Source organism: Sphingobacterium sp. UBA7631, assembly GCF_002483935.1.
Classification (GTDB): domain Bacteria; phylum Bacteroidota; class Bacteroidia; order Sphingobacteriales; family Sphingobacteriaceae; genus Sphingobacterium; species Sphingobacterium multivorum.
Genome location: NZ_DLIX01000002.1, coordinates 86,696 through 110,467 on the forward strand (window position 1 = coordinate 86,696; position 23,772 = coordinate 110,467).

General features: G+C 40.5%; 14 protein-coding genes. 9 read left to right on the forward strand and 5 right to left on the reverse strand.

What is annotated here, in order from left to right; translation table 11 throughout:
- Nucleotides 1-61: 61 nt before the first annotated feature.
- Nucleotides 62-3,181 (reverse strand): SusC/RagA family TonB-linked outer membrane protein, encoded by a 3,120-nt coding sequence (locus B3P16_RS00645; protein ID WP_286752419.1) that lies wholly within the window; start codon nucleotides 3,179-3,181, stop codon nucleotides 62-64.
- 429 nt (nucleotides 3,182-3,610) lie between these two features.
- Here B3P16_RS00645 and B3P16_RS00650 point away from each other — a divergent pair, with 429 nt between their 5' ends.
- Nucleotides 3,611-4,222 carry a hypothetical protein gene (locus B3P16_RS00650; RefSeq protein ID WP_112373683.1) on the forward strand — a complete coding sequence of 204 codons (612 nt, stop codon included), beginning with the start codon at nucleotides 3,611-3,613 and terminating at the stop codon, nucleotides 4,220-4,222.
- 48 nt (nucleotides 4,223-4,270) lie between these two features.
- On the opposite strand, the gene B3P16_RS00655 is transcribed toward B3P16_RS00650, so the two are convergent.
- The 4 genes from B3P16_RS00655 to B3P16_RS00670 form a co-directional block, all read right to left on the reverse strand.
- Nucleotides 4,271-4,981: a hypothetical protein gene (locus B3P16_RS00655; RefSeq protein ID WP_286840912.1), complete on the reverse strand. Its 711-nt coding sequence runs from the start codon at nucleotides 4,979-4,981 to the stop codon at nucleotides 4,271-4,273.
- 78 nt (nucleotides 4,982-5,059) lie between these two features.
- Complete coding sequence (locus B3P16_RS00660; protein ID WP_286840914.1) at nucleotides 5,060-6,958, reverse strand: carboxypeptidase-like regulatory domain-containing protein; 1,899 nt, start codon at nucleotides 6,956-6,958, stop codon at nucleotides 5,060-5,062.
- Nucleotides 6,959-7,251: 293 nt separating this feature from the next.
- Entirely contained in the window at nucleotides 7,252-8,784 is a 1,533-nt protein-coding gene (locus B3P16_RS00665; RefSeq protein ID WP_286840916.1) for a sulfatase family protein, read from the reverse strand.
- Between the two features lie 336 nt (nucleotides 8,785-9,120).
- Entirely contained in the window at nucleotides 9,121-9,849 is a 729-nt protein-coding gene (locus B3P16_RS00670; RefSeq protein ID WP_112373680.1) for a FadR/GntR family transcriptional regulator, read from the reverse strand.
- Nucleotides 9,850-9,997: 148 nt separating this feature from the next.
- On the opposite strand from B3P16_RS00670, the gene B3P16_RS00675 reads away from it, so the two are divergent.
- The 8 genes from B3P16_RS00675 (at nucleotide 9,998) to B3P16_RS00710 (ending at nucleotide 23,755) form a co-directional block, all read left to right on the forward strand.
- On the forward strand, nucleotides 9,998-13,285 hold the full coding sequence (locus B3P16_RS00675) for a SusC/RagA family TonB-linked outer membrane protein (protein WP_286840918.1): 3,288 nt from the start codon (nucleotides 9,998-10,000) through the stop codon (nucleotides 13,283-13,285).
- A 9-nt stretch (nucleotides 13,286-13,294) separates the two neighbouring features.
- Nucleotides 13,295-14,860 (forward strand): RagB/SusD family nutrient uptake outer membrane protein, encoded by a 1,566-nt coding sequence (locus B3P16_RS00680; protein WP_286840921.1) that lies wholly within the window; start codon nucleotides 13,295-13,297, stop codon nucleotides 14,858-14,860.
- Between the two features lie 74 nt (nucleotides 14,861-14,934).
- Nucleotides 14,935-15,855 carry a dihydrodipicolinate synthase family protein gene (locus tag B3P16_RS00685; protein ID WP_115049664.1) on the forward strand — a complete coding sequence of 307 codons (921 nt, stop codon included), beginning with the start codon at nucleotides 14,935-14,937 and terminating at the stop codon, nucleotides 15,853-15,855.
- Between the two features lie 88 nt (nucleotides 15,856-15,943).
- The gene (locus B3P16_RS00690) at nucleotides 15,944-17,083 is read left to right on the forward strand and encodes a hypothetical protein (protein WP_147282056.1); all 1,140 of its coding nucleotides are present in this window, start codon (nucleotides 15,944-15,946) and stop codon (nucleotides 17,081-17,083) included.
- Between the two features lie 51 nt (nucleotides 17,084-17,134).
- A complete protein-coding gene (locus B3P16_RS00695; protein ID WP_286840923.1) occupies nucleotides 17,135-18,370 on the forward strand; it encodes an MFS transporter in 1,236 nt (411 codons plus the stop codon).
- Between the two features lie 55 nt (nucleotides 18,371-18,425).
- Nucleotides 18,426-20,510 (forward strand): GDSL-type esterase/lipase family protein, encoded by a 2,085-nt coding sequence (locus tag B3P16_RS00700; RefSeq protein WP_286840925.1) that lies wholly within the window; start codon nucleotides 18,426-18,428, stop codon nucleotides 20,508-20,510.
- 32 nt (nucleotides 20,511-20,542) lie between these two features.
- Nucleotides 20,543-21,760: an AGE family epimerase/isomerase gene (locus B3P16_RS00705; RefSeq protein WP_286840927.1), complete on the forward strand. Its 1,218-nt coding sequence runs from the start codon at nucleotides 20,543-20,545 to the stop codon at nucleotides 21,758-21,760.
- Between the two features lie 6 nt (nucleotides 21,761-21,766).
- A complete protein-coding gene (locus B3P16_RS00710; protein ID WP_286840929.1) occupies nucleotides 21,767-23,755 on the forward strand; it encodes a family 20 glycosylhydrolase in 1,989 nt (662 codons plus the stop codon).
- Nucleotides 23,756-23,772: the final 17 nt, after the last annotated feature.

The following is a 23,772-nucleotide window of genomic DNA, read 5'->3' on the forward strand; positions in this document are numbered from 1 at the left end:
GCCAGTTACTTGTATAAATCCGTAAGTTTTGTTCTATTTTTAATCCGATTGTTTCATTTTCTTAAAACTTCAGGTTCAAATTGAAACCAAAGCTTCTGGTTGTCGGCAATTGCAAACTTTCCAAACCTTGGGCATTTCCTGTATTAAAAGCTGTTTCCGGATCAATGTTGGGCGCATTTTTATGAATAATCCACAAATTACGACCTACTAAAGAGAAAGATGCTCCCTGAAAACCAATTTTGGAAATCCAGCGATTGGGTAATTGGTAACCTAGTTTTACCTCGCGCAACTTGACATAGGAAGCATCGAATACATTTGCTTCATTGGTTCTATATAACGTTTTATAATATTGTTGTGCCGAAACAACTTTCGTGTTTTCCGAACCATCTGCATTAACGCCATCTGCAATAATACCGTCATCATAGGTAATACCGTTGACAGTATAACTCAAGCCGCCATGTTCAGCATCTCTTCCTGGAAGCGTGGAGGCTAATACTCCTGTTCCTGTACCGGTAGCATTCGTGCCAGAATACAGCTTTCCACCATGTTTGATGTCGATCAAAAAGCTTAGATCAAAGTCTTTGTAACGGAATTGATTGGTAATGCCACCTAACCAGTTGGGTGTAAATTTTCCAAAATAATGGTTGACAGGGTCGGTAGCAGGTGTCCCATCTGCATTTACAATAATACGTCCGGCGTCATTTCGTAAAAAGCCGGTTCCGTAGAGAGTTCCGTAGGGTTTCCCGACTGCAGCCAGGACCTGTACTGTTCCCGAAGAACCGATCGTATAGCTTTTTAATAATCCGGCATCATCTAATTCTACGACTTTACTTTTATTCGTCGCAAAGTTTACATTGATGTCCCATTGAAAATCCTGTTTTTTTAACGGGGTAACACCGAGTTGAATTTCCAACCCTTTATTATTGATTTTTCCGGCGTTGACAAGTTGTTTTTTGTAACCTGTTGAAGGGCTAACATCAACGCTTAGGATTTGATTGATACTATTGATATCATATAAACTTAGATCCAAACGTACCCGACTTTTGAAGAAGGCCAACTCGGTACCTAATTCCGTCGAGGTTGTTGTTTCAGGTTTTAGATCTGGATTTTTCTTGATGTCATTGACTGATAATTGCGGGCTATTTCCGTAAGGCGCACTAAAAAGATAAGAATCTATTAAATTAAATGGATCGGTGTCTTTACCTACTTTAGACCATCCGCCACGTAATTTCCAAAAAGAGAGTATATTGCTTTGAATAGCAAGAGCATCTGTCAATACGATACTTGCGTTTGCTGATGGGTAGAAATAAGATAGGTTATCAACGGGTAAAGTTGAAGACCAATCATTTCGTGCCGTCAGATTCAAAAAAGCATAATTCTTATAGCCTAATTGTGCGGAAGAAAAAATGCTGTAAGCTTTCAAGGGACTATACTCACCTGTTGAGATCAACGCATCTCTCGAGTTTGCCAGCGTGTATACGTCAGGTACTGCCAAACGCGGTGCCTTTTGGTTATTCCGTTGTCGGGACTGGCTTCGTATATTTCCACCCCCTAGGATGTCCAATGTGAAGTCATTGGAAAGGGGACGGTTATAATTTAAAGTAAACTCCGTATTATTTTCATTTACGGTGTAAGCATCCTCTTCGTAAGAGCCATAGGGCGTACCATTCGTGCCATATGCGATTCTAATTTTACGCCGATCCGTATAATAATCGTTACCTGTACGGAAGTTTGCCGTCAAATGCTTATTGATTTTATAGTTCAAACCAATATTGCCAAAAATGCGGTCGCGCTGCTGCTGAACCGTATTCTCTTCCGCAATGAAATAAGGGTTGCTATAATAACTATTGTTCCAATTGACTAGATTGCCGTTAGCATCCCGATAATTTTTTAGACGCGAAACATCCACTTGCCTTCCAAACCACGTAAATTGTAACATGTAACCATTTGAACGGAAACCGCCAACACCTGGTAAATTACCAGAATTCGTGCGTACATAGTTTGCGTTGGCCGTAAGGGTTAGATCTTCTGTGATTTTATAACGTGTATTAATATTGAAATTGTTTTTTTCAATGGAAGAATTTGGAACAATCCCCGTTTGATTGCTATTATTATACGAGAAACGGTAATCAATTTTGTCAGTTGCATCGGCAATTGAAATACCATTGTTTAAGGTTCTTCCCGTACCAAAGAAACTCCTGACGTTATCTGGATGTGCTACAAATGGCACGGCTTCACCATTGGAATAAAACTGAGGAATCAGTCTGCCGTCCATCTTTGGCCCCCAGCTTTCGTCCACACCATCATTTATCCCACCACCCTTGCCATCTACATAGCTAAATTTTCCATCGGCACCTTGTCCGAAAACATTTTGATAATCGGGTAAAACGGCAAGTCGTTCGATTGTATTATTTGAATTGATGTTTATTCCTAGTCCTTTGCGTTTTTTTCCGGATTTTGTTGTAATCAAAATTACACCTGCGGCGGCCCTTGAACCATATAATGCAGCGGCATTAGGTCCTTTTAGTACACTGATCGATTCAATATCTTCACTGTTGATGTCTGAGATTGCATTAGCATAATCCCGATTACCGCTCGTACCCAACTGGGAATTATCAACGGGGGTTCCGTCGATCACAAATAATGGCTGATTATTTCCCGCAATTGATGTTTCTCCGCGGATAATAATCCGGGAGGACCCCATATTACCTTGGCTATTTGTTACCTGAACGCCAGCAACCTTTCCCGCAAGTGAATTGACTAAATTACTTTCTTTAGCTTCCGAAAGATCCTTTCCTTTCAGCTCCTGAATAGAATATCCCAATGTCTTTTTTTCCTTCGAGATATTTAATGCCGTCACAACGACTTCGTCGAGTTGTGAAGTCGTTGGCAGAAGTTGAACAGTCGTGAAACCTGTAGGATTGGTTTGAACAGTCCTAGTTTCAAAGCCAATGTATTGAATGCTGATGTTGAGTGAGCTTCCGGTCGAAGGGAACTCAAATAATCCATTTGCATCTGTTTGAACCTGCTTTTTACTGCTTGTTTCGGTAACTGTAGCCCCTTGGATAGAATTGTTGTTGTTGTCGACTACCTTTCCTTTTATAGTGGTTTGTGCGTATAGCGCGCCAGTACTAAGACAAAGCGCGGCCATTACGACAAAATTTATGTTATTTTTTGCCATACTAATTATAATAGTGAGTTTATTGTTTGAGTTGGGTTATAGGAGATATTTGAAATTTACTTGTAAAAACATCCCCTTAGGACATTCGTTTTTCAAGGATATTATCTGTATGCTGTTTCATGTGTTAAAAAATGTTAATGCAAATATATAAAATCTACCTGATAACTATACTTTGTTTTTTTGTTTTTTGTAATTTTTGAGTCAGAATGATGAGATGTAGTCGTTAAAGGAGCGGGGAGGCTAATTAATCAAGTTCGTTTTCTTTCCGGAATACCTTCATATGTTCTATGCAATATGTTGCCTATCAGAATATTGATTGGCGGATACGAATCATAAACGGCGACGCACGAATTGTAAATCTTTGTATTCTTAAATAGGAAAGGGCAACATTCTTGTTCAGCCATTCCATGTAATAAAACGTATAACGCAATGATTATTTTTGGCACAAGAACAAAGGTATTAGCTAACAGATCGCAATCGGCGATTGGCAACTGTGCATATTGTGGTACTGCTCAGTCTCTTTTTGCATACAGACAAGTGAAGTATATTCATATTTTTTGGATACCCCTATTTCCATATGCCTCGGAGATTATTACCATGTGTACCCATTGCAAAAAGCTAAGTTATCAACGTGAAATCGACCCACAAACACTTCAGTCCATATCATCGGGAACTATCCGTAAAACACCTATTGGATATTTTGCGGGCTTAGTTCTGATTGGACTTTTTGTATCCGCTATTGTTATAGCAGGAATTTCCGGTGCAAAAAAGAAGGAAAAATACCTGAAAGATCCAAAGGTTGGCGATGTGTATGAGGTTTCTTATACAAAAGATGGAAAAACCATGCGTACGCTTTATCGCATCGCCAATTTAACGAAAGACTCTGTTACCTTTGACCTAAACGATTATGAAGCGGATAGCCGAAAGGGCCTACGCAAATTGCGCGAGCAACATGCAGATAGCTATTCTGAAAAGCAACGTTTATCACGAGCTGAACTTGAAGAAATGAAAAGTAAGATATCGAATATTGAAAGATTGTAATGATTATTTTTATCGTTGTTATAAACAAGCTTCAGCTCTTTACCTGATCTATTTCTTTGTTTTGACAATATTAAACTTGTGAATATAACCTACCATAAAATATTGTTTTAATGTTAGTGAATTTCCAAAATACGTCCTGTTGCCCTGACTGCCCCAATAATTTTGGGTATTCTGATTCAATATGTCAAAGCCAGTCAATTTTAGCTGTGAATTGTTTTTCAATGTGTAATAGACTGAAGCATTTAAGATATGGTAGTTTTTTCTTCCACTCAATCCGCTGGCCCGGTTATCTAGCGAGTAGGTAGATTCCAATGAAAACCCGTGGATCGGATTAATATTCAATCCTGCGCCAATTTTATGTGTTGAATAGGTTGATTCAATAAAGTCGGGGTTATCTTTTACCGAATTTATGTTTTTGTTCCAAGAATAAGTGTACTGTGGTGATATCGTCACCAGGTTTTTCCACGTGGCGGAAAATTGTTGGCTGGCATTAATCCCTATATTGGTCCCTTTATTATCAACATCATTGATGGAACTATAATTTTCATAGGTGTAGATATTGTTGTTTTGCGATAGATAGAATGACCAATTTTTATTAGCTTTTAGGTTGTATCTCAGGTAAGTATAGGCACTATAGTTATATTTTGAGCCAGCGAGAAACATCTGGGTGGTCATTTGTCCTGTATTGTTGTTTCGCCAGCTACGGCTCCCGATGCTGTTATTGACATAATTGATATTTCCATTTACATTAAACTGCAATTTCGAGGTATACTTATAGTAGGATATACTAACATTCTGTTTTTCGATATTGTTGAATATAAAAGATGTCTTTCGCGTCTACAATGGATTTAGATCCATGACGAGCTGTTGAATTCCGTAGAGTTCGGGAGACTCGAGATCTTTGTACCAGCCGAGGTTTAGATCTTTATAACGGATGTTAATATTGGGAAGCCAGTAGCCTAAAGATGATTTCTCGACCGAATTGATTTTAAGTAAATCAAAATGATTTGCCTTTACTTGATAGGCTGTTCCAAACTTTACATTGAAATCTTTGGTTGGTCTCCAGTAAAATATAATCCCCGTAATATAATCCTGGTATTTGTAACGGTAACTATTTTCATAGGGAGCAGCATGTACTTCTCCTGTACTGTCGCGGTTGATGTACACACTCTCCTGTGGTCCCTGCCGGTTGGTGACATAGGTAAAATAATAATCAAAGTTGAGTTTTTTAATAGCTTTATTGTAATAGGCCGCACTAAAATAGAGGTTGTTGGAATTATTTTGTGTTAGGTTTTTATGCCATAGACTAGTTTGAGGATTCGCTGTATCGTAAATATTGGTAAGCTGGAAAGAGCTGTCGGTCTTTTCATTGGTATTGATGGAAACCGTATTTCTAAACGATACAATATGATTTTTATGGAGTTGTTTTTCGATATAGAAACCATGTGAATAGTTCAGTGTATTTTCATTATTTCCTCCTGTACCTGTTGCGTCATTTAGTTTTTTGAGATCCGTATAGGAGCGGCTCCTTCCTAAGGTTGAGCTGTTTTTTGTATTGATACCCAAACTCGGTGTAAATTCAAAGTAGGCTGTGGTGTCCATGCGATGACGGAGCAGGGTTTTGATATTATGCCCTACAGATCTCTCCTGTTGTTGGTAATTGGATTCTGAATATTGTTTTTCCTGGTCGAATAAAGAAATTTGATTGCCTGTATTCTGATTTTCGGCTTTATTATATTTCAGCATATACATGATATTCAACTTGGTTTTCTTTCCCCAGTCATTGTTGAGGTTAAATCCTAAGCCAATATCGTTGGCTTTACCTGAATAGTTTCTACCTCCAAAATTATCAAAACCATAATTTTCGGAACGACCAAGCCCAGCTTCTTGGTTCAATTCATTGTAGTCAAAACTTTGGCGGTTAATGTTATTTCCGAAACCGATTAAACTCAGCTGGAGTGTATCCTTAAATGTATTGAATAAACCGCCAGCCTCATATTTACTCCGGGTACCGGCACTGCCATAGAGCTTACCGAAGCTCGCTCTGAGGAAATCTTTCTTAAATTTTAAATTAATCGTGATCGGCAGTTTATCTTCGTCTTCATTATCCTTTTTTGTTTCACCCTTATCACGGTACACCTGTACAGTTTTAATAAGCGAAGCGTCCAGGTTTCGTGTAGCAATACGGAGATCACTCGAAAAGAAATCCTTTTCATTTACTTTTACTTTTGAAACCTCTTTTCCTTGATAGTAAATCGAACCATCCATATTGACCTGCAGACCAGGAAGTTCTTTGAGCAATTCCTCTACGTTGGCATTGGGGCGAGTTTTGAAGAAGTTGGTGTTATATTCTAACGTATCTTTATTCATCCGCACGGGGGGAATGATATTGACGACTACTTCATCGAGACTTTTGGAATCGAGCTTTAATAGAGTGAAATCATAATTTTCTCCGTTAGGAATATTGAATTCTTGACGAAAGGGATTTGCATTGACATGTGAAATAAAAAGTGTTAGTGCGGTGCCTGTTGGAATTTTAACAAATTCAAACTTACCTTTTGTATCAGTAAGGAGATAGGAAACCACGGAAGAGTCTTTTGAATTGAGAATCGTTACAGTTGCTTTTTCTAATGGTTCCGCGTTTTGAGAAAATACCGTTCCGAGAACTTTTCCCTTCGATTGGCCTATAACTATAGTTGTGGTTGGTAATAAAATTAAAAATAAGTAAATTTTCATAAAATTTAAGTACGTATATCTTGGCTATATTGAGGGTAAAAATGATTAAATGTAAATCATTTTAATACAATATTAAAGAAATGAATTTTATATTATAAATGAAAATTTATTAAAAAAACAATCGATTGCGGATTTTATTTGTTACAATATCTTTTGAATTATTTGTTTGAAGGGCAATCTTTTTGCGATGATTATATTGTGCTTCACGATATAGCTAGCATTTCGATAAGCAATTTGAAGAAGGGTATTGTATTAAAATGAGGGTATCCAGTAAATCGGATACCCTCATGGCATTATTGGTCGATGTTGATTTTGTAAATTGCTTCTGCTTCTTTGTCATCAAATTGTCGCATTTGCGTGAGAAGTTTCTTTTTCATCCGTTTGACGACGCTTCGATAGGTAGGATCCTTGTAGACATTATGGAGTTCATTGGGATCCTTTTGAAGGTCAAAGAGTTCCCAATTTTCGATCCGTTTATAATAGCGGATCAATTTATACCGATCATCACGAACACCAAAGTGGGGGCTCACGGCATGTTCGCCATTTTCAAAATAATGATAGAACAGATCTTTCCGATGTTCCTCGCTGTTATTTTTCAGAACATGAACAAAAGATTCACCTTGCATATCTTTCGGTTTTTGGATAGCAGCTAATTCCAATAGCGTGGGAGCGATATCAGCGTTGACAATTTTAGCATTTATAGTTGAGTTTGGGTGTAACAGGGCTGGGTACCGCATGACCATTGGTGTACGAAAAGACTCCTCATACATCCAACGTTTATCGAACCAGCCATGTTCACCCATATAAAAACCTTGGTCTGAAAGATAGATTACAATTGTATTTTCAGCGAGGGATTTTCGATCTAAATAATCCAATACTTTCCCGATGTTGCGGTCCATGGATTGGGCAGTATTGAGATAATCAATCATATATCGTCTAAATTTCCATTCAGCGAGCTGTTTTCCTGTCAAATTACCCTGTTTCAACTGTTCATAAATAGGACGGTAATAGGCGATATAGCTGTCCTTTTGAGTTTGGTTCATCCGCTTGAAGTTACCGTCGGCCATCATGTCTTCCAACGAATTGAACATTTTGAGATCGTAGCCCATTTTCATGTCCTTGTCAATGGACATTTCCTGCAATGCAGCTGCCGGCCTACTTTGGTAATTGTCGTAGAAAGTAGCCGGTAAGGTGAATTTTACAGCATCATAGCTCCCAAAGTCCTTTGGATCCGGCATCCAGGTACGGTGTGTAGCTTTGTGACCGATGATTAGACAAAAGGGCTTCTCAGCATCTACGGTATCTAACCAATCAATTGCTTTTTCGGTTACGATATCGGATACATACCCTTCAGTGCGTTTGCGGCCCTCTTTGCTGATAAAATCTGGATTAAAATAGGTTCCCTGCCCAACAAGAATGTCATAATAGTTGAAACCTTGCAGTTTGTCTCCTAAGTGAATTTTACCCACCCAAGCGGTATTGTAACCTACGTTTTGGAGCTGTTTCACAAAAAGATCTTGGCTAAAGTCGAATTCAGAAGTTTCATTGTCTTTGAATCCATTTTTATGGCTGTACTTGCCCGTCAATAATGTAGCCCGGGATGGTCCGCAGATGGAATTGTTTACAAACGCATTTTTAAATAGAGCACCCTGAGCAGCGATGCGATCTATCTGTGGTGTTTTTCCGTATTTCGAACAATAGGCGCCTATTGCCTGATAGGCATGATCATCGGAAATAATGATAATGATATTAGGCTTTTTTTGTGCAAATGTATTTTTATGCAGAAATGTTGCGAGTACAGCAAATAAAAAGATCCTGAGTTTCATTGTGTTTTCGGTTTAAATTGAATGAATCAAGCTTTTTTAAGCTATGCGATTTGAAATAGTATAGCGTTAGCGAAGCATTATAATGCTGACTAAGATAATGATTATTATGTATTACATAAAATAATTAAGTGAGTGAATTTACTTTTTCATATCATTGCCGCTGTATTTTTGATTCGGATTACAATGAGAATAAAGGATAGATCAGATCTTTTTTATAGGACAATTATGGGATTTAAGGCAATATTAAGTGTATACTCTTCGCTTTAGTAGATGCTTAAAGCCCAATCATATAATCGGGCCTTTCTATCGTAAAGTGAATCAATCCTGTTAAACAGATTATCCAATAGATTTCTTATATAAAAAGAGGCGCTGATAATGATTATCAAGATGCTTGCGCATGGCATTTCGAAACACCTCAGCATTGCCCACCTTCAATATATCTACTAGGCCTCGGTGTGAGATAAAGCTTTTCGATGAGCTGGGACTGGTCAGTAAGCCACTGCTGTGCACATACTGAAAAACAGGTAAAAGCATGTTCTGAAAGTCTTTGAGAATCGTATTTCCAGTTATTTCGTAAAGCTTACCATGGAAGGCAATTTCAGTTTCAATGTCGAAAATAGTATTATCTGCATCTATAGGTTCTTTTGCAACGATCGCTTCCAATTCCTCAATGTCCTTTTCTTGTATATGTTCAAAGAGAATATCCGCCATACCTATCTCCAGAACCATACGCATTTCAAAAAGATCCTGTAAGGTCTTGTTTTCCATAATGGTCGGATAAAGTGATTTGCGTAGGGGTTTTATAAGATCTGGACTCGTTAAAACAGCTCCGCGATGTTTTTTGGACTCGATCAATCCGACCATACGCAACCGCAACATGGCTTCGCGAACCACCGTACGACTTACGCCAAGGGTTTCTGCCAGCTCAATTTCCTTAGGTAAAGCATCTCCAACCTTTAAGCCTTGATTGACAAAAAGATTGATGATTTCTTTTTCGGCACGATCTACAAGAGAAGAAGTATCAATTGTATTCAGATGTTCTATGAGCGAAGAATTCGGTTCCATATATATTACATAATAGCGCATTAGGCGCGTTAAGGCAAAGATAATTAATAAATGTGATTAATATGTTATACATAATTTAATTAAAATTTGTTTTTTACATTTTGTAATTTATATATTTGCATATATGTAATACTTAATACAAACCAATATGTATTCAAACCTAAAATTACGAACCCTTCTCAGCCTGTCTATTTTGATGGGCAACATGCTCTTAGCGCAAGCACAAGACCATGCCGTGCGGGGTAAAATTACCGATGCAAAGACAGGGGAATTGCTTGGCAATGTGACTGTAAAAGTCAAAGGGTCCAGCCAATCTTTGCAGACAAACGCTGATGGAACATTCTCGATCAGCACGAATCCCAATACCGTATTAATTATCACGTCTACGGGGTATAGACCATATGAAGTGAAAGTTGGGCAATTAAATCAATTGGATATCAAACTCGAGTCCAAGGTTGAGCAAATGGATGAAGTCGTGGTGGTCGGGTATGGAAAAATGAAGAAGTCGAATTTAACGGGGTCTGTAAGCAGCTTGGATAAAAAAGTGCTTGAAACTGGAGTTCGCTCGAACCCAGCTTCTGCTTTAGCGGGTACGATACCGGGTATTCGAGTGCAGCAAACTTCAGGAAGACCGGGAGCTGTACCCACGGTTGTGCTTCGAGGTGGGACTACGTATGGCGGCGGTGGCACGCCATTGGTTATTGTTGACGGCTTGATTAGAAATGGATTTAATGACATTAATCAAAATGACATTGAATCGATAGATGTCTTAAAAGATGCTTCTGCTACAGCAATTTATGGTGCTAGGGCTGCAAACGGTGTGATATTGATAACCACAAAAAGGGGAAAAGAAGGTGTTTCCAATATTACATTGTCGTCTAAAGTTGGTGTCAATAAATTGAACAACCCTTTTGATTTCCTAAGTGCCAAAGATTACTTAAACTGGAGTAGAAAAGGTGTTCAGGTATCTGGGCAATATCAACCGTCCCAATTGAATCAATTAACGAGTGTGGGCCCCTTTGGTACGGGGAATAAATATAAGGATGATAAAGGAAATATCCTAGATGGTAATCTTACCAGCAATGCCGTGTGGAGTACCATGTTGCTCGATGATACCAATCGTGAATTGTTGCAACAGGGATGGCAGACCATGATTGATCCTGTAACTGGAAAAGAACTAATTTTTAAAGATTTTGATTATGCTAAATATGCACTTCGTGATGCTAGTTTGACGCAAGATTATAATATCGTATTACAAGGTGGGAACGATAAAGGTAAATATTATGGAAGTGTGGGGAAGTATAACGAGAAAGGGATGCCAATCAATACTTTTTATGATCGTACAACTTTTGTGTTAAATGGCGAATATAAAGTTAAACCTTGGCTACATTCATTGTCAGGGGTGAATTTCGCGTATACGAAATGGCGTGACGCTATTAACGGAGAAGGAAACTATATGACGCGGGCACTGGGGGCCCCTCCAACAATGCGTGGTACAAATGCCAATGGAGATCTGCTCGTTGGTCGTGATTATCAAGATGGGAACCCTCTGGTAAATGATGATAAGTTCATTCGTAAAAATCTAAATCAGAAGCTTACGCTTACCCAAGCTTTTACAATTAATTTTTTGGAGAATCTTAGCTTACGCGTCAGTGGAAACTGGTTTTTTAACCAGTCTACTTCGGAGTCCTTTAATAAGGATTATATAGCCAGCCCAGGAAATTATGTTCGCACAAGAAATTCCTCGGCTTCCTATGATAAAATATATAATCAAACCTATAACGCAGTCTTAAATTACAGAACTGAAATCGCGAGTTCGCATCATATTGACGCGATGTTGGGGTCGGAATTTTTTGATACGTATAACAATGGATTTACAGCTGCGGGAAGTGGAGCTCCAACAGACGACTTTATGGATCTTGGATTAACGAGTCCAGAGGCCAATAAAAGAAGTATCGATTCATACCATGATCGACAACGTATCATGTCCTATTTTGGACGAGTAAACTATGACTATAAAGAAAAATACCTTTTGACATTGACTGCACGTAGAGATGGTTATTCGACATTACTAAATAATCGATGGGGAACCTTTCCTGGAGTTTCAGTCGGTTGGGCTCTACACCGTGAAGATTTCCTGAAGGATTATTTAGGCACTGATAAAGTCGTAAATACGTTAAAATTACGCGCTAGTTATGGAGGGAACGGTAATGTCAGTGGAATCGGATCTTATACACTTCAAGGTTCATATGGCACAAACAAGTATGATGGGCAAGTGGGGTACACCATGTCCACGCTTTCAATTCCAAACCTCAAATGGGAGAGTTTGATTACAAAAGAAGTCGGACTTGAATCCAGAATCTTAAATAAGATTGATTTGAGTCTTGCCTATTATCATCGGACGACTAAAGATAAGATTGCAAGTTTATCATTACCAGCTTCAGCCGGTTTTACTACAATTACGACCAACAATGGTGATATGCAGAATCAGGGAGTCGAAATTGGGGTGAATTATCAAATGCTGAGAAGGAAAGATTGGGATCTAAGCTTTAATTGGAATACGGCGTATAATAAGAACAAGATCTTAAAATTGCCTTTTAATGGCGTTGAAAATAACAGACAAGGCGGTTTACAGGTTTATGATCCAAAATCCAAAGAACTCATTTGGGTAGGAGGCAATCAGGAGGGGCAAGACCCGAATGTTGCTTATGCTTATGAAGCCATCGGGATCATTCGGACAAAAGAACAGTTGGATAGCTATGCCTTGCAATTGAAGGATCTGATCGGTGCACGTACATTGGTACATCCGGATGTCTATAATGCGTTGTCCAGTAGTGAGAAGAATTTATACTATCCATTAGCTTTAGGCGATGTTATGTGGAAGGATGTAAACGGAGATGGTATAATCAATTCTTATGATAGGGTGTATATGGGAAATACAGTGCCGAGATGGACGGGCGGATTTGGTGCAGCTTTGCGCTGGAAGAATATTAACTTGAGTACCCGTTTTGATTACGCATTGGGCTATGTTGCTTATGACGGACCGAGAGCCTGGTTTCTTGGAATGATGCAGGGAACATTCAATACGACAACAAGTGTATTTGATACATGGACACCTGAAAATCCAAATGCAAAATATCCGACTTATTATTGGGCAGATCAATTATTTAAAAATAATACGAGTCGGGAAAGTAGTATGTTTTATAATAAAGGAAATTATCTGGCATTTAGAGAGATTAATGTCTCTTATCGCTTGCCTAAATCCATTGCTAACCGATTAAAAATGGAAGATTTAAGCATCTCCGCCACAGGCCAAAATTTACACTATTGGTCAAAAAATACATTGTTCTCCCCTGAAAGTGGAAGTGTGGGACAAAATGGAGGCGGATACCCTCTTCCTAAAACATTTATACTTGGGCTTCAATTAACATTTTAATTCCAAATTATGAAAAAGATATTTATATATATAGGTCTTGCAGTTTTTCTGTTTTCTTCTTGCAAAGAAATTGACTTAGACCTTAGTCCCGAGGATTACTTTGCCAGCGGCAGTTTCTGGAAAAGCAACGAGCAGGTTGCTGGTGCTATGTTGGGACTCCACACCCAGTTACGTGGACAACAGCAAAACTTATGGAATTTGGGTGAACTGCGTGCGGGAACCTTAAGAGATGGTACCAGTTTTACAGGAACAGCATCATTGAACTCAGCAGGGATAATTACACAGGATATTCGTGAAAGTTCTCCTGGCATATCGGGCTGGGCTGGATTGTACGCGCCAATTTTTCAGGTAAACAATTTTATTTATCAGGTTGAGAAAGCCGATTATTTGACAGATCTGCAAAAGGGCTACTATTTGGGGCAAGCCTACGGACTGCGTGCTTTTTATTATTTCTATTTGTTTAGAACTTATGGCCGGGTGCCTTTGGTGACAGAACCACAAGCAGCAATTAATACCCCGACCTCGGCAGAAGAAGCATATAAGGCGCGAACAGAAACGGAAAAGGAAACCTTAGACTTTATCAAATCGGAAGTTGATAAATCGGAAAAATCGTTTTCAGGAAACTACGAGACTAAAAATCAAAAAGCACAATGGTCTTTGGCGGCAACAAAAATGTTAAAAACGGAGGTATATTTATGGTCGGCCAAAGTTGATGTGGATGGAAAGGCCCCAGAGAATAGTCTTGCGGAATTAAAACTTGCAAAAGCCGCTATAGAAGAAGTAATTCCTAAATATACGCTTGTCAGCAATTTTGCAGAGTCCTTTAAATCTGCCAGTGTACCAGCGATGAAAGGTAATGCTGAAATGATCTTTGTACTTCGTTACCTAAATGGAGAAGCGACTTCATTTTTCAGTAATTTCATTTATGCGGCAAGTGATGATATCACAGGCTATGTAGATGATAATGGGCAGGCAATTCCAAAAGATCCTCTTCAGGCTGGATCCACGGGTTTGATCCGTTACGAGTATAAAATGGACCTCTACAGATTATATGAAAAGGCTGATACGAGGGCAAATGCAACATTCCTTAATTTTAATAAAGGAAATACATCTGCCATAGTATTTAGAAAATTCTTGGGAACTTTGATAGACGGCGTTCGTAACTATTCTGATGATTATCCTGTTTATCGTCTATCGGAAGCCTATTTATTGTTGGCGGAAATTAAGAATAAATTGGGAGAGGATCCAACTGCTGAAATCATGGCTGTACGTAATCGGGCATACGCTGGAAAAGCACCTTTGTTTATAAATAGCAGTTTTGAGGCAAACGAATTAGCGATCTTCTATGAACGTACAAAGGAATTTGTGTCCGAGGGCAAGCGATGGTTCGATTTGCGACGCATGCAGGATTCTGCTGGAAAACCATTGGTGTTTCGTAAAGATTTGAACTTAGTCGGCGTATTGAACAATATTGATGGTCAGAAACATAAAATCTTATGGCCAATAGACTTGGGGACACTTACTGTAGATCCCAAATTAAATGATCAGCAAAATCCAGGTTATAAGGGAACCTAAAAACGAATATCCTGTCTCAATCCCACGCGAAGGTCTGAGACAGGATATTGTTAACTTTTTATATAAAATACCATATGCTAAATCAAAAAATCTCAGGATTAATTGCAGCGCCATTTACTCCTTTCGATGAAAACGGAGAATTGAATCTTGAGCTGATTCCGCAATACTATGCGATGTTAAAGCGCAACCGCGTCACGGGTGCCTTTATTTGTGGCTCTACCGGAGAAGGGGTGTCGTTGACTTTTGAGGAAAAAGTTGCAGTGATGACAGCTTGGGCCAGATTGACAAAAGAGGATGATGCATTTACACTCATGATGCTTCTGGGCGGAACAAATATCAAAGAATGCCAACAATTGGCTAGGCTGGCCGAGCAAGCAGGGGTCGATGTCGTGTCATTTACTGCACCATCTTATTTCAAACCTGCTAATGTGGATCAATTGGCAAAATGTTGTGTGGAAATTGCACGTGCGGCACCGAATACGGCTTTCTATTATTATCATATTCCTGTATTGACCGGCGGAAATTTCCAGATGATCGACCTGTTGAAGCAGATTGATGGGGTGATACCCAATTTTAAGGGAATCAAATATACACACGAAGATTTTATGGATTTTCTAAGCTGTATGAATTATGCAGATCGCAAGTATGATATGTTATGGGGAAGAGATGAGAATATGCTGTCCGCTTTGGTATTAGGTAACAAAGGAGCGGTCGGAAGTACCTATAACTACGCAGCACCTTTATACCTTGCACTTATGGAGGCTTATGATAAGGGAGAGCTTGAAAAAGCTAATGCTTTGCAGCAGCAATCTATCGATATGATCACGTTGTTAGGGAAGTATGGTGGTATTTCAGTAGGGAAAGCGTATATGAAATTAATTGGGCTTGACTGCGGAGCATTTAGATTGCCCGTGAAAAATATGTCTGTTGAGCAGTTTGAACTGTTTACGGAAGATGCGGTGAAAGTTGGCTTTCAGGGTTTTTGCGCACATTAAGTTAGCTCACTTGTTCTTGTGGGCTAACGTGTTTCCCTCAGGAGATAACTAAGAATAGCTTGGCGAGTATGTTCAACAATAAATAGATATGACAAAACAACATTGGATGGGAGTTATCGTGGGAATACTGTTTACAGGAGCTGTTGATGCGCAAGTCGGTCAATTGGAATGGCATAAAGGCATTACGTTGCCGGCTATGCAAGATGGAAAGGCGCATATTGGTTTGGCAGGACCAATAGCTGGTGTCACAGGCGATTGTCTTCTGATTGCCGGTGGAGCGAATTTCCCGCATTTACCACCCTGGGAAGGCGGTGCGAAAGAGATCCAAAAAGAAGTATTTATTTACAGAAAAGAAGGGGTAAGACTACGCTTAGCAGCGCAGGATAGTCTTTCTATGGCGGTTGCATACGCTGCCAGCCTGAGTCTACCCGATGGATTGCTGGTTATCGGTGGAGAGACTCCTGAAGGAAAAACAGCCGCTTGTCGACTAATTAAATACGATGGCTCTAACAAGAAAATTTCGGTGTCAGACTTTCCGGATCTCCCATTTCCGCTTGCCAATATGGGAGCGGTAGTTTATGGGAATAAACTCGTCATCGTCGGTGGTGAAAAGCAGGATACGGTATCGGACCAAGTGTTGCAATTGGATCTGGCGCATCTTGAAAAAGGATGGGGCTGTGTGGGAAAATTACCCTATGCCGTCTCCCATGTACAATTGTTGTCTGATAGCCAAAATAATCTTTATCTACTGGGTGGAAGAAAGGCTCATCCTGAGAGCCCTTCAACGTTATACCATGAATTATGGTGCTCTACCGATGATGGTCGTACCTGGTCTAAACAGGCAGACATTCCTTTTCCTGCTGCGGCAGGAACCGCATGTTTATTACCCGACCAAGGAATATGGTTGCTGAGCGCAGATCGGGGTGATACCTTCCATCGGGTGGAATCGTTGATCTTTGACGCTAAAAAGGAAGCGAATCCATCGAAGAGACAGCAACTTATTGATGCTAAAAACAAATTGCAAATCAATCATCCTGGTTTCGGTAGAGCAATATGGCGCTATGATTTGAATCTTAAAAAATGGAGCCGGATGGCGGATCTGCCATCGGATGGGCCGGTGACCACGACAGCGGTGGTCTGGGACGACATGATCATTTTGCCTAGCGGCGAAATTAAGGCAGGCGTTCGTACTCCTGAGATTTTAGTAGCAACATTTTCTAATAAATAGGATTGAAAAAATAAGATATAAAAAATTCATATAACCCTGATAAAGCTTAAGATGATCTCTTCTTTACGACATAAATCTTTTTACCCGTGGCTCGTTGTAGCACTCCTTTGGGGGGTCGCTCTGCTGAATTATATGGACCGGCAGATGCTATCAACTATGCGCGAAGCCATGCAGGTCGATATTCCACAATTGCAGCGTGCTGAGACTTTTGGTGTATTGATGGCCGTGTTTCTTTACATCTATGGTCTTATGAGTCCGATAGCGGGTATCGTTGCCGATCGTAGCAATAGAAAATGGCTGATCGTAGGCAGTCTTTTTGTTTGGTCAGCGGTAACTTATGGTATGGGGATGGCGCACGATTACACAACACTATTGGTACTACGGGCTATTATGGGGTTTAGTGAAGCGCTGTATATCCCGACAGCCCTTTCCTTGATCGCCGATTACCATACTGGAAAAAATCGATCGCTGGCCATTGGGCTACATATGACAGGACTCTATACGGGGCAGGCTTTAGGCGGTTTTGGTGCAACATTAGCCGCTTCAAAAGGATGGCATACTGCTTTTCATTGGTTTGGAATTATCGGAATATGTTATGCCCTCCTACTTGCAGTCTTGCTCCTGGAGAAGAAGCACGGACCGTCAACTGATGAGCGTACTTCAGAAGATCAATTACCCCTCTCTAAAAGCTTACTGCTGCTATTTTCCAATGTAGCATTCTGGATTCTATTGTTTTATTTCGCCGCTCCAAGCTTACCGGGTTGGGCCATCAAAAATTGGCTGCCAACATTGTTTGCAGATAGCCTAAATATTCCAATGGCCAGTGCAGGTCCATTGTCGACAATTACAATTGCGATCTCATCCTTTATCGGGGTTATCGTCGGCGGAATACTCAGTGACCGATGGGTGCAAAAACATATCCGCGGTCGCATCTATACCAGTGCCATTGGCCTTGGACTGACTATACCGGCTTTATTGTTTTTAGGGTTAAGTCAGACCTTACCTGCAGTTGTGGGGGCGGCAGTCTGTTTTGGAATTGGCTTTGGTATTTTCGATGCCAACAATATGCCTATTCTTTGTCAGGTTGTTCCCAAAAATTTGCGGGCAACCGCTTATGGCTTTATGAATATGGTAGGTGTATTTGCTGGAGCTGTCATCACACAATGGCTGGGAAGATTTAAGGATGAAGGCCATTTTGGGTTAGGATTTGCATTATTGGGGGCTGCGGTACTGTTAGCACTTCTCTTGCAAATCGTATTTCTTAAACCGAAAACACTGGAAAAGTAACCGCAGCTATATCCTGAATGAATAGATCATGAATATGAAACCCTTCATCCACATAATGCTTATCAGTATTTCAAAAAAAGGAGGCCTACTTTTTTGTTTGATCCTTTCCATCTTAATTTCCTTGGGACAGCCCCGGACAAAGGTAGCTTGTATTGGTAACTCCGTAACCTTTGGTTATGGCCTCGGCAATCCTAGGCTGGATTCTTATCCAGGGCAGCTTCAGTCATTGTTGGGCCAGCGGTTTGAAGTACGGAATTTTGGCCATTCAGGAGCCACTCTTTTACGTAAGGGGCATAGACCTTATTTTAAAACAGAGGAATACAAGAAGGCCTTGGATTTTAAACCCGATGTTGCCATTATACATTTGGGACTCAATGATACCGATCCGAGAAACTGGCCAAATTATAAATACTCCTTTGCATCAGATTACGCGGATTTGATTGATTCCATACGATCCGTTAATCCCAAAATGCAAATTTACATCTGTCGATTGACGCCTATCTTTAGCGGTCATCCGCGTTTTCTCTCAGGAACCCGCGATTGGTACAACCAGATTCAGGAATTGATTCCTCAGATTGCTCAAAATAATCAAGTCAGACTGATTGATCTCAACACCCCGCTTCGGTATCGAATAGATCTTTTCGACGACTACTTGCATCCAAATAAGCAAGGAGCAACAATGATTGCGAGACAGGTGGCTAATGCACTGGTACCTCTTAGCCAAAAACTACAAGTGGCCGAAACCATCGGTTCGGATATGGTGCTCCAGCGTAATTGGGAGAATAGCATCTTTGGTAAGGGCACTGCTGCCGCTGAGATCAACATTGTTTTCAATAAGAAAAGCTATAAGACTAAGGTCAATCCTGATGGTTCCTGGGAAATCAAGTTGCCCAAAATGGAGGCTGGGGGATCTTATGACATCGAAGTAAGTTCCGGCAGAGAGAAAATAGTGTTGAAAAATATTCTTTTTGGCGATGTATATCTCGCTTCGGGACAATCGAATATGGCTTTTCAACTTCGCCGTGCCGCAAACAGTGATCCGTTGATCAGAAATGCCGGTAGACTACACAATCTGCGCCTTTTTAAGTGCCGCAACCTTGTGGAGACCAATGCAGTTGCATGGGATACCGTAACCTTAAGGGAAGTAAACGATTTGGCCTATTTCAACGGCAGCTGGAGGCAAGCGAATGAAGATGAAGCAGCACAGTTCTCTGCAGTTGCTTATGCTTTTGCTGAACAAATAGCCAGAGAACAACATATTCCGATTGGCATTATTGATCTGTCTGTCGGTGGATCCAATACCGAATCGTGGATTGACCGTAAATCATTGGAAAACGATGATTTGCTGGCTTCTTATATTCATAACTGGCAAAAATCTGATTTTGTGCAGGAGTTCTGTCGGGAACGTGCGGGTCAGAATCTCGCTGGTTCGAACGTGAAAAATCAACGTCATCCGTATCAACCAGCTTACAATTTTGAAGCTGGCGTTAGCAAATGGTTAAACACCGGGTTGAAAGGAATACTGTGGTATCAAGGTGAAAGCAATGCGCATAATATAGAACTTTACGAACGTCTTTTTAAAACATTGGTTTCTTCCTGGCGGAAGAATTTTCACCAAGAACTGCCCTTTTTCTTCGCGCAGCTCTCCAGTATAGACAGGCCTTCATGGGGAGATTTTAGAAACGCACAACGCTTATTGGAGAAGGGCATTAAAGGTACATACATGGCCGTAACGCTCGATGTAGGAGATTCTTTGGATGTACATCCCCGTGAAAAGATTACAGTAGGCCAGCGCTTGGCAAATTTAGTGCAGGAACACTTGTATAACGTTGAACTGAATGCCGATCATCCTAATCCGGTCAGTTGTACACTTCATGAGGATAAGCTGGTATTGATATTTGATCATTGTAAAAAATTAAAAACTCAGGAAAATACAGCGGTAAGAGGATTTCAGCTGATGGACAATAAAGGAAGGATTTTCAATGTAAACGCAAATATCGTATCGGATAATACCATCGAGATCGTTAAACCGAATTTCCAAATCACCAAAATCCTGTATGGATTCGAACCATTCAGTAGAGCAAATCTTCAAAATGAAATTGGAACACCGGTATCCACTTTCGCTTTGACGATTCAATAAATAGAAATGAATTGATGTAAGTAGTAAAACACATGAAACAGATAAGTATAAAAGATACCGCAAAAATAATAGACAGGGATTACTTGAAGGATTTGGAAGTATTCTATCGTGATCAGCTTTTAAAAGACACTGTACCATTTTGGTTTCCACGGTCCATTGACCATGAATATGGCGGATATTTGTTCATGCGCGATCAGGATGGGACTTTGATAGATACCGATAAAGCCGTATGGATACAGGGAAGGGCATGCTGGTTGCTGGCCACACTTTACAATACGGTTGAACAAAAAGAGGAATGGCTGGAAGGAGCCCGAATCGGCTATGAATTTTTGAAAGGGCATTGTTTTGACGCTAATGGAAAAATGTATTTTCATGTTGACCGCCTAGGCGATCCTATTCGTATGCGTCGCTATTTCTTTTCGGAGACTTTCGCGGCAATCGCCTTTGCAGCCTATGCAAAAGCGACTGGAGACGAGGAGATAGCAGATGAAGCACGACATCTGTTGGGAATTTGCCTCGCGTATGCAAATGGAGAAAAATTGATCGAACCAAAGTATGAAGCCACAAGGCCAATGAAGGGAATAGGTGTGCCGATGATTATGATCAATACGGCACAGCAGATTCGTGAGACCATTGGGGATCCGCGTTGTGATCGTGTCATCAGTGATTGTATCGCACAGATTGAACGTGATTTTGTTAAGGACGATATTCGCTGCGTGATGGAACAAGTAGGACCTGAAGGTGAAATTGTCGATCATATTGACGGTCGTACACTCAATCCCGGACATGCTATCGAAGGAGCTTGGTTTATCCTACATGAAGCTAGATCCCGGGGAAACGATCCGCATTTGATTGATCTAGGCTGTCGTATGTTGGATTATATGTGGGAACGGGGCTGGGATAAAGAATATGGTGGTATACTCTATTTTCGAGATGTCTATGGAAAGCCAGTACAAGAATATTGGCAAGATATGAAATTTTGGTGGCCGCAGAATGAAACGATTATCGCAACATTACTCGCTTACCTGATGACTGGGAATGAGAAATATAAAAATTGGCATCAGCAGATCAATCAGTATGCCTATGATCATTTTCACGATAAAATCAATGGTGAGTGGTATGGTTACCTCCATCGTGATGGGAAGATTGCCCAAACCGCAAAAGGGAATTTGTTTAAAGGTCCTTTCCATCTCCCTCGCCAAGAATGGTATTGTATGCAAACTTTAAAGGAATTTAATTCTCTTAAGTAGAAGATTATGGAGCACCAAAAGTCCATTACATGTACATTGCTATCCGGTCTGCTGGTTATTCTTATTTTAATCAGTCCTTTATGCTGTCTACCGGATTCAATCAAACCTCCTTTGCTTCCTATGCCCCATGCTGTGAGCTGGAAAACAGGGCGTTATTGTTTACCGGATCTTGTCCATGTGCATATCAAAGGGGAGGTTGAAAATGCTGATAGGCAGATGTTAAGCCTCTTGTTGAAAGATTGGAATGTAACTCAGATTATTTTCGACAACTTCAAGAATAAAAATATCACCATTGTTTGTGATCACGAATTGGTTTTACCTTCGGCATCATTGGAGGCTTATCGGATCGACGTAGATGAACAGGGAATACAGATCGAAGCCAGAACGAGTGCCGGTGTTTTTTATGCCTTACAAACTCTGGGTCAACTCAGAGGCAGTGATGGCAAGTTGCCCTATTGCTCCATTACCGATTATCCTTCCTTTCGCTGGCGCGGTTACTTGGTAGACGTCGGACGAAATTTTCAGTCAATGGATGTGCTAAAAGAGCAGATCGATATCATGGCGCGCTATAAACTGAATATTTTTCACTTTCATTTCACTGAGGATATTGCTTGGCGACTGATCAGCAAAAAATATCCCGGTTTGACCGACTCGACGAATATGGAGCGTTGGAAGGGAAAGTATTATACCGTTGAGGAAATGCAAGAACTAATTCGGTATTGTCGTGATCGGCATATCCAACTTGTACCCGAAATTGATATGCCGGGACATTCAGCAGCATTTCGCCGTTATTTTAAAACTGATATGCAGAGCGATAGCGGCATAGCTATCCTCAAGGAACTGGTTAAGGAATTTGCAAACACTTATCCGGGACTACCTTATCTGCATATTGGGGGGGATGAGGTGAAAATTCATAATCAAGAATTTTTACCGATGATGACAACATGGACGGAGGATTTGGGTCTAAAAACTATTGGTTGGGAACCCGGCGGCAATTTGCAGCCAAACACAATCCGGCAGCTTTGGATGGGTGGCCCAAAAGCTATTACCAATGATTCGCCTTTTGAAGTCATTGATTCAAAGCACTTGTACATCAATCACATGGATCCTTTAGAAACGGTGACGACCTTGTTCTATAGGCAGTTGGGCGGACAGTCTGCAGAAAATGAAAAGTTAATGGGTGCTACGCTATGTTCATGGCCCGATCGCGCGGTGAAGAATGAAAACGATCTATTTCGTCAAAATGGAGTTTACCCCGCTTTATTGACATTTGCGGAGCGCAGCTGGCGAGGGGGAGGGGATTTTGCATGGCGTAGTAATATCAAAACGGATGTGAAAGGATTGGCTGATTTTGTCGAATTTGAAAAGCGTTTACTTACACATAAACAACTGTATTTTAATGGTCTTATCTTTCCCTACCACCAACAAAGTAGGCAAAAATGGATATTATACGGGCCTGTGGAAAATAAAGGCGATCTGGGTATGGCCTTAAAAAATGAAGCTACAGGAGATTTTAACGCTTTGAAAAAGATCGGCGAGTTTTACGGAGGTACCATTGTATTGCGCCATTGGTGGGCTGATGTTGTTAAAGGGGCGATTGACCGTCCACTTGAAAATAGTACCGTGTATGCCCTGAGCAAAGTGTGGAGTGAAAAAGGGGGCAACCAAGGTTTTTGGATCGGTTTTAATGATCTCTCGCGTTCGTATGCCAGTGATTCACCACATTTGGGGACCTGGGACGATCGAATGAGCACACTTTGGGTCAATGGACATAAAGTGCTTCCGCCAGATTGGCAACAGGCGGGTAAAAGGGGAGACCTTGAAATCCCCTTAATTGATGAGGGATACAGTTACCGAAGTCCTACGATGATTCAATTGCGCAAGGGCTGGAATACCATTGTAGTCAAACTGCCCGTGGGGAAATTACAAGGGAAAGACTGGCAAAATCCACTGAAATGGATGTTTACCTGTCTCCCGATTGAAAGGGAGCAGTAAATCGTATATCTAAATGC

What these genes read in the sequence shown, in the direction of transcription:
- B3P16_RS00645 (WP_286752419.1), bottom strand. Translation starts at nt 3,181, where the DNA reads ATGGCAAAAAATAACATAAATTTTGTCGTAATGGCCGCGCTTTGTCTT.
- B3P16_RS00710 (WP_286840929.1), top strand. Translation starts at nt 21,767, where the DNA reads ATGGAGCACCAAAAGTCCATTACATGTACATTGCTATCCGGTCTGCTG.
- B3P16_RS00675 (WP_286840918.1), top strand. Translation starts at nt 9,998, where the DNA reads ATGTATTCAAACCTAAAATTACGAACCCTTCTCAGCCTGTCTATTTTG.
- B3P16_RS00700 (WP_286840925.1), top strand. Translation starts at nt 18,426, where the DNA reads ATGCTTATCAGTATTTCAAAAAAAGGAGGCCTACTTTTTTGTTTGATC.
- B3P16_RS00685 (WP_115049664.1), top strand. Translation starts at nt 14,935, where the DNA reads ATGCTAAATCAAAAAATCTCAGGATTAATTGCAGCGCCATTTACTCCT.
- B3P16_RS00690 (WP_147282056.1), top strand. Translation starts at nt 15,944, where the DNA reads ATGACAAAACAACATTGGATGGGAGTTATCGTGGGAATACTGTTTACA.
- B3P16_RS00680 (WP_286840921.1), top strand. Translation starts at nt 13,295, where the DNA reads ATGAAAAAGATATTTATATATATAGGTCTTGCAGTTTTTCTGTTTTCT.
- B3P16_RS00650 (WP_112373683.1), top strand. Translation starts at nt 3,611, where the DNA reads ATGATTATTTTTGGCACAAGAACAAAGGTATTAGCTAACAGATCGCAA.
- B3P16_RS00705 (WP_286840927.1), top strand. Translation starts at nt 20,543, where the DNA reads ATGAAACAGATAAGTATAAAAGATACCGCAAAAATAATAGACAGGGAT.
- B3P16_RS00660 (WP_286840914.1), bottom strand. Translation starts at nt 6,958, where the DNA reads ATGAAAATTTACTTATTTTTAATTTTATTACCAACCACAACTATAGTT.
- B3P16_RS00670 (WP_112373680.1), bottom strand. Translation starts at nt 9,849, where the DNA reads ATGGAACCGAATTCTTCGCTCATAGAACATCTGAATACAATTGATACT.
- B3P16_RS00695 (WP_286840923.1), top strand. Translation starts at nt 17,135, where the DNA reads ATGATCTCTTCTTTACGACATAAATCTTTTTACCCGTGGCTCGTTGTA.
- B3P16_RS00665 (WP_286840916.1), bottom strand. Translation starts at nt 8,784, where the DNA reads ATGAAACTCAGGATCTTTTTATTTGCTGTACTCGCAACATTTCTGCAT.